The sequence below is a fragment of the Achromobacter sp. K91 genome, from assembly GCF_003576205.1.
GTDB lineage: Bacteria > Pseudomonadota > Gammaproteobacteria > Burkholderiales > Burkholderiaceae_B > Achromobacter > Achromobacter aegrifaciens.
In genome coordinates this window covers 1-12298 of the sequence record NZ_QWFB01000058.1, presented here as the reverse complement: position 1 = coordinate 12298, position 12298 = coordinate 1, and the positions used below count along the sequence as shown (strand labels likewise).

Sequence of the window (12298 nt, the reverse complement as noted above, 5' to 3'; positions counted from 1 at the left end):
ATGCCTGAAATGCATGCATTGAAAATTCCATACCGTTTTCGACATATACGGCTTGCGCAGCCAGCATTGGGCAAGGCGGTCAGCCTTGGCTACAGTCCGCGGCAGATCGGGGCCTTCCGCACCCGACCCGACTTTCCGGAGACTGCCGCAATGATCCCCCTGGGCCTGACCGCCGCGCGCTGGCGCGCTTCCCCCCGCCGCTGGATGGCGGCCGCGCTCACCGGAGCTGCGCTGCTACTGGGCGCCGCACAGCCGGCCGCTGCGGCGGGCTTTCCCGAACGTCCCGTGACGCTGGTGGTGCCCTTCCCCGCCGGCGGCACGCCCGACATCCTGGCCCGCATCCTCAGCGACAGCCTGGCCAAGCGTCTGGGCCAGCCTCTGATCGTGGAAAACCGCGCCGGCGCCGGCGGCAATATCGGCGCGCAGGCGGTGGCGCGCGCCGCGCCCGACGGCTACACATTGCTGATGTGCGCCTTCGGCTGCACGGTCGCGCCCTCGCTCTACCAGCCCGCTCCCTACGACATCGTCAAGGACTTCGCGCCCGTCGCCATGGTCGGGACGGTGCCCAGCGTGCTGGTCGTCAATCCCAAGGTGCCAGCGCAGACCGTGGCCGAGCTGCTGGCCTACGCCCGCGCCCATCCGGGCAAGCTGAACTCGGCCTCGTCGGGCGTGGGCGGCTCGGCCCACCTGGCCACCGAATTGCTGAAGCTGCGCACCGGCATCGATGTGGCGCACATTCCCTACAAGGGCGCCGGGCAGGTCGCGGCCGACCTGCTGGGCGGCCAGGTCGACATGTATTTCGACAACCTGCCGGCTTCGCTGGCGAACATCCGCGCGGGCAAGCTGCGGGCGCTGGCCGTGGCCAGCGCCAAGCGCGCGCCGGCCATTCCAGACGTGCCGACCTTCGCCGAAGCCGGCGTGGCCGATTTCCTGATCACGCCCTGGTTCGGCATCATGGCGCCGGCCGGCACGCCGGACGCCACGCTGGCCGCGCTGCACCAAGCCTTCAACGACGCCTTGCAGGCGCCGGAGGTCGCCGCCAAGATGCGCGAATTGGGCGTGGAGACTGCCGCCGGGCCGCGCCAGGCGCTGGGCGACTTTGTGGTGGCCGAGACCGCGCGCTGGAAAGACGTGATCCAGGCCAACCGCATCCGGGCCGAATGATGACGGACGAACCCGGCCGCGACGCATCGGACGCGCTCGCGCCGATCCGGCTGCGCGACATGGGCGCCTTCCACGTGGGCGGACGCGAGGTCAGCCTGTCGGGCCTGCCGCGGCGCGAGGTGGTGATGGCCGAAGGCGGCCAGCCCGTCGCGCTGGACCCCAACGGCACCTACCGCGTCGAGCAGATGTATGCGCAGTACTTCCTGGCCGAGCCGGCCAGTGGCCGCCCGCCGCTGGCCTTCTGGCATGGCGGCGGCATGACCGGCGCGGCGTGGGAGACCACGCCCGATGGCCGCCAGGGCTGGCTCCATGCCTTCCTGCGCCGCGGCTGGGACGCCTATCTGTGCGATGCCGTGGAACGCGGCCGCTCAGGCTACGCGCCGGTCCCCGAGATCTGGACGGAAGGGCCCATCGTGCAGGCGCAGGAAGACTGCTACACGCGCTTTCGCATCGGCCGCCCGGGCACGCGCCCCGGCCCCGGCAGCGCCTATGGCAACACGCAGTTCCCGGTGCAAGCCTTCGGCGAGCTGGCCGCGCAGATGGTGCCGCGCTGGGTGCATACCGACGCCGCCGTCCTGCGCGGCTATCTGGCCTTGCTGGAGCGGGTCGGCCGCATGATCGTCATCTGCCATTCGCAGGCGGGCGTATTCGGCATCCGCGCGGCCGCCGCCCGGCCCGATCTGGTGCGCGCCGTGGTGGCGCTGGAGCCGGCCAGCATCCCGCAACTGGACGCCGGCTACCGCACGCCCACGCTGGTCCTCATGGGCGACAACATGGACACGGACCCGCGCTGGCCGCGCATGCGCGAGCGGGTGCGCGATTTCGCGCGGCGGCATCCCTGCGTCACCTTGCTGTCGCTGCCCGAGCTGGGCATCGCCGGCAATTCGCACATGCTGATGATGGACCGCAACAGCCTGGACCTGGCCGCGCGCGTGCACGAGTGGCTGATGACCCTGCCGCCGGCCTGAAATCCCGCTGCGGACGGAGCCCCGCCTGCTGCCATTTCGTGGCAGCATTATGGATCCTCCATCCCCGCCCGCCCCCATGTCCCGCACCGAACGCCTCCTGGGCCTGATGCAGACCTTGCGCTGCCATCGCCGCCCCGTCAGCGGCCGCCAACTGGCCGCCGACCTGGGCGTCAGCATACGCACGCTCTACCGCGACATCGCCACTCTGCAATCGCAGGGCGCCGAGATCGAGGGCGAACCGGGCGTGGGCTACGTGCTGCGGCCCGGTTTCATGCTGCCGCCGCTGATGTTCAGCACCGAGGAGATCGAGGCGCTGGTGCTGGGCACGCGCTGGGTCGCGGACCGGGCCGACCCGCGCCTGGCGCAGGCGGCGAGCAACGCGCTGGCCAAGATCGGCGCGGTGCTGCCGGCGGAAATGCGCGACGGGCTGGATGCGATACCGCTGCTGGTCGGGCCCAGCGCGATGCAGGTGGTGGACCGCGTGGACCTGTCGCTGATCCGCCACGCCATACGCTGCGAACAGAAGATCGACATCACGTACCGCGACGACAAGGGCGCCGATTCCGCGCGGGTGATCTGGCCGTTCGCGCTGGGGTTTTTCGACAGCGTGCGCATCGTCATGGCCTGGTGCGAACTGCGCCAGGACTTCCGCCATTTCCGCACCGATCGCATCGCCACGCTGACGCCCGGTGAGCGTTATCCCAAGCGCCGCCATGCGCTGCTGAAGGAGTGGCGCGCGATCGACCGATCGCCCAAGCAATGCGGATGAAAATGCAGATAAAAGCTACTGCCAAAAACTGACAGCACCCCTGTCTAAGATGAGCGCGTCTACCACCCGGAGCGCATCATGTCAGACACCAATTTCGTGATTTTCTACGTCGAAAAGCCCGCCGCCAGCGCCGCGTTCTACAGCGCCCTGCTGCAGCGTCCGCCCCTCGAAAGCTCCCCCACCTTCGCACTGTTCAGGCTGGATTCCGGCCTGATGCTGGGCCTGTGGTCGCGCTATACCGTGGAGCCGGCCGCTGCCGGCCGCGGCGGCGCGACCGAACTCGCCTTTACCGTTTCGGACGCGCAGGCGCTGGACCGCCGCCACCTGGACTGGAGCCTGCGCGGCCTGCCCATCCTGCAGGCGCCCACCGATATGGATTTCGGTCGCACCTTCGTGGCGCTGGATCCCGACGGCCACCGGCTGCGCGTGTTCGCGCCGGCGCCGCAGGAACAGGCTGCGCAGCAGCCTGCGCCCGCCTTGGCCAGCGCCTGAAGCCCGGCCATGAAATACGGGCCTGAGGCTTGCGCCTCAGGCCCGCGTCTGAACCGGGCGCAGCTATGTCAGGAACGCTGGCCGCGCGGGGTCAGCGCAACGGCTTCGCCGCGCCGACGGAACAGCAGCTGATAAAGCACGGCCAGCACCAGCAGGAAAGGCACACCGAACACCAGCGTCATCTTGAAGACGCTGGTGAAGTAGGTGGTGGCCAGGATCGCCAGCATCGCGCCCGCGCCCAGCAGGGTCAGCACCGGAAAGCCCGGCATGCGGAACGACAGCTTGCCGCCCCCTTCGCGCGCCCAGCGGCGGCGGAAGCAGTAGTGGGTGACGAAGATCATCATCCACGTAAACAGCGCGCCGAACATCGAAATCGCCATCATCAGCGTGAACGAGGTCTCGGGGTACAGCACGTTCAGCACCGCGGCGATGGCAATGCCGCTGGTCGACAGCAGCAGCGCGTTCAGCGGCGTGCCGCTGCGCGTCAGCTTGCCGAACGCGGACGGCGCATGGCCGGCGCGCGACAGGCTGAACATCATGCGCGTGGTGATGTAAAGCTGGCTGTTCATGGCCGACAGCGCCGCCACCAGCACGATGAAGTTGATGACGCCCGCCGCCCCCGGAATCTCCAGCGCCTGCATCACCTTGACGAAGGGACTGCCGCCCTTGCCGGCCTCGTCCCAGGGCACGATGGCCAGGATCAGCGCCAGCGTCAGCAGGTAGAACACCACCAGCCGGACGATGGTGGCGCGGAACGCCTGCTTGACCGCGCGTTCGGGGTCTTCGGCCTCGCCCGCGGCCACCGCAATCATCTCCACGCTGAGGTAGCTGAAGATCGAAATGACCACGGCGATCCACATGCCCCAGACGCCGTTCGGGAAGAACCCGCCGTGCGAGGTGTACAGGGCGGTGCCGTACTGCGGATTGCCCCAGACCACGTAGGCGCCCAGGATGATGAAGGCGACGATGGCGGTGATCTTGATCGTGGAGAACCAGTATTCGACCGTGCCGAAAGTCTTGACGCTCATGGCGTTGATGAAGATCAGCACGGCCGAGAACAGGCAGACCCACTGCCAGCCGGGCACGTCCGGAAACCAGAACTTCATGTACTCGGCCACGGCGGTAACTTCGGTGCCTACCGCCAGCACCACGCAGGACCAGTACGCGTAGCGCATCAGAAACCCCGCCAGCGGGCCGACGTAGTGCTCGGCATAGGCGCCGAAGGAACCCGAGGTGGAATGCGCCACCGTCATTTCCGCCAGGCAGCCCATCAGCAGCAGCGTGATCAGGCCGCCGATGGCGTAGCTGATGATCACGCTGGGTCCGGCAAAGCCGATGGCGAACTTGCTGCCCAGGAACAGGCCCGTGCCGATGGCGCCGCCGATGGCGATCATGCTCATCTGCCCCGACGTCAGCCGCCGCTTCAGGCCCTGCTCGCGTTCGGCGATCTGGCCGAATCCTTTTTGTTGTTGCATTGTCTCCTCCAGGTCCTGCGCTCTCTTTGTGGATGTAGGGCCGGTTTGGCCCGCGCAATGGGGTTGTGTTGCGGCGCTCAGGTCACGGCGGCGCGGTGCTTGAATTCCGGCTTGTCCCAGGAACGTGTGTCCAGCACGTCCTTCAGGATATCCACGGCATCCCAGACGTCGGCGTAGCCGAAGTACAGCGGCGTCAGGCCGAAGCGCAGCACCTCGGGTTCGCGATAGTCGCCGATCACGCCGCGCGCGATCAGGGCCTGCATCACTTCGAAGCCGTTGGGGTGGCGGAAACTGACATGGCTGCCGCGGTCGGCCTGCTTGCGCGGCGTCACCAGCGTGAGCGGATGGCCGGCGCAACGCTCTTCGACCAGCGCGATGAACAGGTCGCCCAGCGCCAGGGATTTCTTGCGCACCTCGGCCATGTCGGCGGCGTGCGCCACGTCCAGGCCGCATTCCACCAGCGACAGCGACACGATGGGCTGGGTGCCGCACAGGTAGCGGCGCACGCCGCCGGCCGGCTCGTAGGCCACGGTCATATCGAATGGCCGCGTGTGGCCCCACCAGCCGGATAGCGGCTGCCAGAAGTCCTTGGTGTGGCGCGGCGCCACCCAGATGAAGGCGGGCGAACCGGGGCCGCCGTTCAGGTACTTATAGGTGCAGCCCACGGCGAAGTCGGCGTCGGCGCCGTTCAGGTCCACCGGCACCGCGCCCGCGGCGTGCGCCAGGTCCCAGATCGCCAGCGCGCCGCGCTCGTGCGCCAGCGCGGTCACGGCGGCCATGTCGTGCATCTGGCCGCTGCGGTAGTTCACGTGCGACAGCAGCATCACCGCCACGGACTCGTCCAGCGCCTTTTCCAGCGGCAGTTCATCGTCGATCAGGCGCATTTCATAGCCCTGCTGCAGCAGGTCGATCATGCCCTGGATCATGTAGAGATCGGTGGGGAAGTTGTCGCGTTCGGACAGGATGACGCGGCGCTTGGGGTGCTGGTGCTGCTGGATGCGCAGGGCGGCGGCCAGCGCCTTGAAGATGTTCAGCGAGGTCGTGTCGGTCACGACCAGTTCGCCTTCGCGCGCGCCCAGCAGGCGGCCCAGCTTGTCGCCCAGGCGGGTGGGCAGTTCGAACCAGCCCGCGGTATTCCAGCTGCGGATCAGGCCCGCGCCCCATTCCTGGCCGATCACGGCGGCAGCACGGCCGGCGGCCTCCTTGGGCAGCACGCCCAGGGAGTTGCCGTCCATGTAGAGGACGCCGGGCGGCAGGTCGAAACGGTCCTTCAGGGGCGCCAGGGGGTCCTGGCGGTCGGCATTTACGCAGGCTTCACGGGTGTTCATTTTGTGCTCCGGGGGGCTATATTCTGGATACATACTATCAGCGCGATCAGGCTGATAAATTGCAAATTCAGGCGCGGATTACCCTAGGTTTCCGCATTGAATTGCACATAATCAACTTTTTTGGAATTTGATTGCACCATGCAGATCGACGCCATAGACCAGCGAATTCTTTACCGGCTGCAAGAGAACGGCCACCTCAGCAACCAGGACCTGGCCGAGCAGGTGGCGCTGTCGCCCTCGGCCTGCCTGCGGCGGGTGCGCGCGCTGGAAGAAAGCGGACTGATCCGCAACTATCGCGCCGTGCTGGACGCCGAAAAACTGGGTTTCGAGCTGGAGGCCATCGTCCACGTGTCGCTGGACCAGTCGCGTCCGGGCTGGCATGAAGAATTCCTGGCCGGCATCGCCCTGCATGACGAGATCACCGAGGCAAGCATCGTGACTGGCGCCTCCAACTACATCCTGACGGTGTGCACGCGCAACCTGAAGGCGTTCTCGCAGTTCGTCGAAGACAAGCTCAGCAAGATCCCGGGCGTGCGGAACCTGTCCTCGCATATCGTCATGCGCAAAGTGAAGAACCGCGGCGGCATGCTGCCGCTGGCAAGCTGGCGCTAGCGGCCCGCTGAAGCCCCGCTCAGGCCGGGCTCAGCCGCAGGAAGCCGAACACCGTCACGAAGTGGCAGGCGGTGCCGCCCATGACGAACAGGTGCCAGATGCCATGGGCATGCGGCCAGCGCTGGTCGTTGGCGTAGAACAGCGTGCCGGCGGTGTAGACCGCCGCGCCCGCCAGCAGCCAGGCCAGTCCGGCCGCGGACAAGGCGCCCGCGATCGGCGCGGCGAACATCACGCCCAGCCAGCCCATCGCCAGATACAACGGCAGGGCCGGCGCCGCGCCGCGCGCCCACCACAGCTCGCGGCTGATGCCCACCGCCGCCAACAGCCAGATCGCCACGCCCATGGCCGCGCCCCAGCCGTGCTCCACCGGCCCGTAGGCCAGCGGCGTGTAGGTGCCGGCGATAAGCAGGTAGATCGCGCAATGGTCGGCCTTGGCCCACCAGGCCTTGCGGCGGCCGCGCGAGCAATGGAACAGCACCGACGAGGCATAGACGGCGATCATCGAAGCGGCGAACACGGCGCAGGCGATGACCTGCCGCGTATCCACCTTGAGTTCCGCGGCGCGGGCGATCAGGGCGCCCGATGCGGCCACCGCCAGCGCCAGGCCGGCCAGGTGCGTCGCGCCGTTGAATCGTTCGCCCTTGTACATGCACGCCCTCCGCCAGCCGGCCACGCGCCGGCGCCATCCATGATGGCGCCCTTGTGTGACAGGCCGAGGTCAGGCCACGCGGCCATCAGGAAACGAAGTCCACCGCCGCCGGATAGCCCTCCAGCGCGCGCGCCGACAGGATGGCGCGCTGCACCGCGATCGCCATCGCCTCGGCCGCCATCACGCCCAGCAGCATGACGTTGCCTGGCTTGCCGGACGTGCCCGTGCCCAGCGCAAAGATGGTGTCGCCATCCAGCATGGTGTGGATGGGATTGATGGTGCGTGCCAGGCCATCGTGCGCCATGCCGGCGATCTTCTGCGCCTGCGCCTTGGTGAGCTTGGCGTCGGTGGCGACCAGTCCTATGGTGGTGGCGGTGCCCGGGCGCATGGACTTGGGCAGATCGCCCGCCAGGATCGCCGCGCGGGTATCCAGCAACATCTTGCCGTCGGCAGTGCGCGCGCCAGCCAGGACGCGCCCGGTGACCGGGTCCACCACGTCGCCCACCGCATTGACCGCGACGATGGCGCCCACCGTCACGCCCGCCACGGTCAGCGAGGCGCTGCCGATGCCGCCCTTCATGGCGCGCTTGGGACCGTACAGCTTGCCCACCGTCGCGCCCGCCCCCGCGCCCACGTTGCCTTCCTGCGGCGCGGCGTCCGTGGCCGACTTGCAGGCCTGGTAGCCCGCGGCCGCGTCAGGCCGGATCGAGGCGTCGCCCACGCCCAGGTCGAACAGGATGGCCGAAGGCACGATGGGCACGTGCGCCACGCCCACGTCGAAGCCGATCTTCTTTTCCTCCAGATAGCGCATGACGCCCGAGGCCGCATCCAGGCCGAAGGCGCTGCCGCCGGACAGCACCACGGCATGCACTTTCTCCACCATGTTGACGGGATTGAGCAGGTCGGTCTCGCGCGTGCCCGGCGCCGCGCCGCGCACGTCGACCCCGGCGGTCGCGCCAGCCTCGGCGATGATGACCGTACAGCCCGTGGGCCGGCGCGTATCGGTGTAGTGCCCCACCCGCAAGCCCGCCACCTGCGTGATGCTGCCGCTGCCCGGCATCAGCCGCGTACCGTCCGCGGCCTGGGCAGGCATTGCACTTGCTGCTGCCGCGCCGGCGGCCGCCATCATGAAAGCCCGCCTGTTCCATTGCTGTTCCACACCGATCTCCACTGAAGTCCTGCCTGGATGGACCCCGGCGGCAAGCGCCGGAGCAAGGGTATCGCCATATGACTTGCCGCTATATTTTTACTATTCCTTATGCTTTGTGGAAAAATAGACGCGTTGTTAGAGTGCGGCTACGCCGGAGGGCATTGCAGGCACGGATGCTCTCCACCCGAGATATCTGCCATCCGTGGAGCACCGCCATGAAACTCTTCCGTACGCTGTTCGTCGCCGGCCTCGTCCAGGTCGCCGCGTTGTCCGCGGCCCATGCCCAATCCGGACTGGACCAGATCAAATCCGCCGGCGTGTTCAAGATCGGCACCGAAGGCACCTACGCCCCCTTCACTTTCCATGACGCATCCGGCCAGCTTACCGGGTTTGACGTGGACATCGGCCGCGCCATCGCCGAACGCCTGGGCGTCAAGGCGCAATTCGTCGAAGGCAAATGGGACGGCCTGATCGCTGGCCTGGACGCCAAGCGCTACGACGCGGTGATCAACCAGGTCGGCATCACCGACGCGCGCCGCGCCAAGTACGACTTCTCGGATCCCTACATCTCGTCGGCCGCCGTGCTGATCGTGCGCGACGACAACACCAGCATCAAATCCTTCGACGACCTGAAGGGCAAGAAATCCGCCAACACGCTGACCAGCAACTTCGGCAAGCTGGCGCAACAGCATGGCGCGGAAGTCATTGCTGTGCAGGGCTTCAACGAAGCCATCGACCTGCTGACCTCGGGCCGCGTCGAAGCCACGGTGAACGACAACCTGTCGTTCCTGGACTTCAAGAAGCAGAAGCCCAATGCCAAGGTGAAGATTGCCGCCACCGACAAGACCGCCGAGTTCAGCAATTCGGGCGTGCTGATCCGCAAGGGCAACCCCGAGCTGCAGGCCGCCATCAACAAGGCGCTGGCCGACATCAAGGCGGACGGCACCTACAAGACCATCTCGGTCAAGTATTTCGGCACGGACCTGTCGGCGCAATAAGCGAGCGGAGCGCAAATGACGCTACCCCCCTGGCTGCAATCCGTCCTGCCCGACTGGCTGCTGGCGCAACTTGGCAATTGGGCGGTGCCGGCCTGGGTGCAGCTGATGCTGGACTCGTTCTGGCCGCTGCTGCACGCGGGGCTGGTGTTCACGGTTCCGCTGACGCTGATGTCGTTCGCGCTGGGCCTGGCGCTGGCCTTCGTGGTCGCGCTGATCAGGCTGTTCGGTCCGGCGCCGCTGGTGGCCGTGGTGCGTTTCTACGTCTGGCTGATCCGCGGCACGCCGCTGCTGGTGCAGCTGTTCGTGATCTTCTACGGCCTGCCCAGCGTCGGCATCGTGCTGGATCCGCTGCCGGCCGCGCTCATCGGCTTCACCCTCAACGTGGGCGCGTACAACTCGGAAGTGATCCGCGGCGCCATCGAGTCCATCACCAAGGGCCAGTGGGAAGCGGCGTACTCGCTGAGCATGACGCGGGCGCAGGCGCTGCGCCGGACCATCCTGCCGCAAGCGGCGCGAGTGGCGGTGCCGCCCCTGTCCAATTCCTTCATCGCGCTGGTCAAGGACACCTCGCTGGCGGCGGTGCTGACCGTGCCCGAGATATTCCAGGCGGCGCAGCGCATTGCCGCCGTGACCTATGAACCGCTGATCCTGTACACCGAGGCGGCGCTGATCTACCTGGTGTTCAGTTCCGTCCTGTCCGCCGCGCAGGTGCGCCTGGAACGGCGCTTCGGCCAGCACGCGGTCTTTACCGAGAAAAACCGATGATCCGCCTGGAAAAGATAGAAAAGGCGTTCGGCGGCAATCCCGTGCTCAAGCAGGTGGACGTGAGCATCGCCGAAGGCAGCGTCACCGCCCTGATCGGCCCGTCCGGCAGCGGCAAGAGCACCTTGCTGCGCTGTGTGAACCTGCTGGAAGTGCCGGACCGCGGCACGCTGGAGATCGGCCCGGAAACGGTGCATTTCGAACCCGGCCACAAGCTCTCGCGCGATCAGGTCCAGCGCGTGCGCAAGCAGACCGGCATGGTGTTCCAGAACTTCCAGCTGTTCCCGCATCAGACCGTGATCGGCAATGTCATGGAAGGCCTGCTGACCGTGCAGAAGTGGCCGCAGGACCGCGCGCGCGCCCGCGCCGAGGAACTGCTGCGCAAGGTCGGCATGCTGGAAAAGCGCGACGCCTGGCCCGCCAACCTGTCGGGCGGACAGCAGCAGCGCGTGGCCATCGCCCGCGCGCTGGCGCCCGCGCCGCGCGTGCTGCTGTGCGACGAACCGACCTCGGCGCTGGATCCGGGCCTGGCCGCCGAAGTGGTGGACGTGCTGCGCCAGCTCGCCGCCGAAGGCATGACCATGCTGATGGCCACCCACGACCTGCGCCTGGCGGCCAGCGTGTCGCGCGAGGTGGTATTCCTGCTGGACGGCACGGTGGTCGAATCCGGCGATTCGCGCACGCTGTTCAGCCAGCCGGCCGACCCGCGCACGGCGGCGTTCATCTCGACGTTGACGCAGGAAGCCGCGCTGTAGATCAGCCTACTTCGGCGGCAGGGACCCCGCCGGATCGACCGCCTGGCCGTCATAGCGCAGCTCGAAATACAGCCCGACCTGCTTGCTGTCGCTATTGCCCATTTCAGCGATCTTCTGCCCCTGGCTGACGCGCTGCCCTTCCTTGACCAGCAGCTTGCTGTTGTGGGCGTAGATGCTCAGGAAGCTGGCGTTGTGCTTGACGATGACCAGGTGGCCATAGCCGCGCAGGCCGCTGCCGGAATAGGCCACCGTGCCCGGTGCCGCGGCCACCACCGGCGTGCCGGAGGAATTGCTGATGACGATGCCGTTGGAACCCGATCCGTCGTAGCCGCGCGTGACCTTGCCCTGGGCGGGCCAGACCAGCGAGATTGCGCCCGGCGGCGCGGTGCGGCGCTTGGCGGTCGAGGTCGACGACTTGGGCGAAGGCGCAGGCTTGCCGCGCGCCTTGCTGGGCGCGGTGGACGTGCTGGCCTGCCCGGCCGGCGGCTCGACCCGCAGCAATTGTCCGACTTCGATGGAATTGGAATTCGACAGCTTGTTCCAGCGCACCAGATTGCTCACGCTGGTGCCCTGCTTGCGCGCGATCTGGGTCAGCGTGTCGCCCGATTGCACGCGGTAGTAGCCGGGCTGGACCTTGGTGGTGCCGCAGGCGGACAGCAGGGCCAGCAGCGCCACGGCCAGCACGCACATCCACAGGCGGAAGGACGGCCTGCCCTGGCGGACGACGGCGGGCAACGTGGGAAGAGGCAGGGTCTGGGCGGACGAGGAAAGCACTGAAACCTGGGGCACTGAGTGGGATGTCGGGGATTTGAGTGCGTTCAAGGGTACCAAGATTTTGGCGCGCCATGGGCGCTGGCGTCAGATGCTTGCGCCAGTCGCGCGGGATAGAATGCCGCCATGACCCGCCTGATCCGCCTCCAGCACCTCGGCAGCGCCGCACGCGCGCGGGGCGTGCTGTGGCTGGCGCTTCTGGCCTTGGCGCTGCGCGCGCTGGTGCCGGCGGGCTACATGCCCGACGCCCGGGCGCTGCACGACGGCCGGCTTGAAGTCACGTTCTGCTCGGCCGCCGGCGATGTCTCGACGCTGGCGCTGGCGTTGTCGCCCGAAGACAAGGGCAAGGCCGGCCACGACACCGCCGATGCCGGTGCGCTCTGCCCCTGTCTCTTATACACATCT

At 67.6% G+C, this 12298-nt stretch carries 14 protein-coding genes; 9 read left to right on the top strand and 5 right to left on the bottom strand.

Annotation, left to right across the window (positions count from 1 at the left end; translation table 11 throughout):
• The first annotated feature begins 150 nt into the window (after window positions 1-150).
• From DXK93_RS27540 to DXK93_RS27525, 4 genes are all read left to right on the top strand, one after another.
• Window positions 151-1164 carry a tripartite tricarboxylate transporter substrate binding protein gene (locus tag DXK93_RS27540; protein ID WP_119451776.1) on the top strand — a complete coding sequence of 338 codons (1014 nt, stop codon included), beginning with the start codon at window positions 151-153 and terminating at the stop codon, window positions 1162-1164.
• A complete protein-coding gene (locus tag DXK93_RS27535) occupies window positions 1161-2132 on the top strand; it encodes a hypothetical protein (RefSeq protein WP_119451775.1) in 972 nt (323 codons plus the stop codon). The genes DXK93_RS27540 and DXK93_RS27535 overlap by 4 nt, the downstream gene beginning before the upstream one ends.
• Window positions 2133-2208: 76 nt before the next feature.
• On the top strand, window positions 2209-2901 hold the full coding sequence (locus tag DXK93_RS27530) for a YafY family protein (protein ID WP_054451644.1): 693 nt from the start codon (window positions 2209-2211) through the stop codon (window positions 2899-2901).
• Between the two features lie 78 nt (window positions 2902-2979).
• Window positions 2980-3393 (top strand): VOC family protein, encoded by a 414-nt coding sequence (locus tag DXK93_RS27525; protein ID WP_054451645.1) that lies wholly within the window; start codon window positions 2980-2982, stop codon window positions 3391-3393.
• A 68-nt stretch (window positions 3394-3461) separates the two neighbouring features.
• Here the strand turns inward: DXK93_RS27525 and DXK93_RS27520 are convergent, their stop codons facing one another.
• Window positions 3462-4868 (bottom strand): amino acid permease, encoded by a 1407-nt coding sequence (locus DXK93_RS27520; protein ID WP_119451774.1) that lies wholly within the window; start codon window positions 4866-4868, stop codon window positions 3462-3464.
• Between the two features lie 77 nt (window positions 4869-4945).
• On the bottom strand, window positions 4946-6196 hold the full coding sequence (gene kynU, locus DXK93_RS27515) for a kynureninase (protein ID WP_119451773.1): 1251 nt from the start codon (window positions 6194-6196) through the stop codon (window positions 4946-4948).
• A 138-nt stretch (window positions 6197-6334) separates the two neighbouring features.
• On the opposite strand from kynU, the gene DXK93_RS27510 reads away from it, so the two are divergent.
• On the top strand, window positions 6335-6808 hold the full coding sequence (locus tag DXK93_RS27510; protein WP_054452258.1) for an Lrp/AsnC family transcriptional regulator: 474 nt from the start codon (window positions 6335-6337) through the stop codon (window positions 6806-6808).
• A gap of 19 nt (window positions 6809-6827) precedes the next feature.
• On the opposite strand, the gene DXK93_RS27505 is transcribed toward DXK93_RS27510, so the two are convergent.
• Both DXK93_RS27505 and DXK93_RS27500 read right to left on the bottom strand, forming a co-directional pair.
• Window positions 6828-7457 carry a hemolysin III family protein gene (locus DXK93_RS27505; protein WP_054451648.1) on the bottom strand — a complete coding sequence of 210 codons (630 nt, stop codon included), beginning with the start codon at window positions 7455-7457 and terminating at the stop codon, window positions 6828-6830.
• A gap of 85 nt (window positions 7458-7542) precedes the next feature.
• Window positions 7543-8628 (bottom strand): P1 family peptidase, encoded by a 1086-nt coding sequence (locus tag DXK93_RS27500; protein ID WP_199728341.1) that lies wholly within the window; start codon window positions 8626-8628, stop codon window positions 7543-7545.
• Window positions 8629-8822: 194 nt separating this feature from the next.
• Here DXK93_RS27500 and DXK93_RS27495 point away from each other — a divergent pair, with 194 nt between their 5' ends.
• The 3 genes from DXK93_RS27495 (at window position 8823) to DXK93_RS27485 (ending at window position 11122) form a co-directional block, all read left to right on the top strand.
• Window positions 8823-9605, top strand: coding sequence for an amino acid ABC transporter substrate-binding protein (locus DXK93_RS27495; RefSeq protein ID WP_013395870.1), 783 nt, complete (start codon window positions 8823-8825; stop codon window positions 9603-9605).
• Between the two features lie 84 nt (window positions 9606-9689).
• Window positions 9690-10370, top strand: coding sequence for an ABC transporter permease subunit (locus DXK93_RS27490; protein ID WP_119451785.1), 681 nt, complete (start codon window positions 9690-9692; stop codon window positions 10368-10370).
• Complete coding sequence (locus DXK93_RS27485; RefSeq protein ID WP_054451650.1) at window positions 10367-11122, top strand: amino acid ABC transporter ATP-binding protein; 756 nt, start codon at window positions 10367-10369, stop codon at window positions 11120-11122. The genes DXK93_RS27490 and DXK93_RS27485 overlap by 4 nt, the downstream gene beginning before the upstream one ends.
• Before the next feature lie 6 nt (window positions 11123-11128).
• On the opposite strand, the gene DXK93_RS27480 is transcribed toward DXK93_RS27485, so the two are convergent.
• Window positions 11129-11812, bottom strand: a complete 684-nt coding sequence (locus DXK93_RS27480; protein WP_054451651.1) for a murein hydrolase activator EnvC — start codon at window positions 11810-11812, stop codon at window positions 11129-11131.
• Between the two features lie 207 nt (window positions 11813-12019).
• On the opposite strand from DXK93_RS27480, the gene DXK93_RS27475 reads away from it, so the two are divergent.
• Window positions 12020-12298 (top strand): DUF2946 family protein (locus tag DXK93_RS27475; RefSeq protein WP_119451772.1); only part of this gene is annotated, 279 nt, incomplete at its 3' end.

Bases quoted from the DNA above. Each gene is read 5' to 3' on its own strand.
- DXK93_RS27540 (WP_119451776.1), top strand. From the start codon at position 151: ATGATCCCCCTGGGCCTGACCGCCGCGCGCTGGCGCGCTTCCCCCCGC.
- DXK93_RS27535 (WP_119451775.1), top strand. From the start codon at position 1,161: ATGATGACGGACGAACCCGGCCGCGACGCATCGGACGCGCTCGCGCCG.
- DXK93_RS27530 (WP_054451644.1), top strand. From the start codon at position 2,209: ATGTCCCGCACCGAACGCCTCCTGGGCCTGATGCAGACCTTGCGCTGC.
- DXK93_RS27525 (WP_054451645.1), top strand. From the start codon at position 2,980: ATGTCAGACACCAATTTCGTGATTTTCTACGTCGAAAAGCCCGCCGCC.
- DXK93_RS27520 (WP_119451774.1), bottom strand. From the start codon at position 4,868: ATGCAACAACAAAAAGGATTCGGCCAGATCGCCGAACGCGAGCAGGGC.
- kynU (WP_119451773.1), bottom strand. From the start codon at position 6,196: ATGAACACCCGTGAAGCCTGCGTAAATGCCGACCGCCAGGACCCCCTG.
- DXK93_RS27510 (WP_054452258.1), top strand. From the start codon at position 6,335: ATGCAGATCGACGCCATAGACCAGCGAATTCTTTACCGGCTGCAAGAG.
- DXK93_RS27505 (WP_054451648.1), bottom strand. From the start codon at position 7,457: ATGTACAAGGGCGAACGATTCAACGGCGCGACGCACCTGGCCGGCCTG.
- DXK93_RS27495 (WP_013395870.1), top strand. From the start codon at position 8,823: ATGAAACTCTTCCGTACGCTGTTCGTCGCCGGCCTCGTCCAGGTCGCC.
- DXK93_RS27485 (WP_054451650.1), top strand. From the start codon at position 10,367: ATGATCCGCCTGGAAAAGATAGAAAAGGCGTTCGGCGGCAATCCCGTG.
- DXK93_RS27480 (WP_054451651.1), bottom strand. From the start codon at position 11,812: ATGTGCGTGCTGGCCGTGGCGCTGCTGGCCCTGCTGTCCGCCTGCGGC.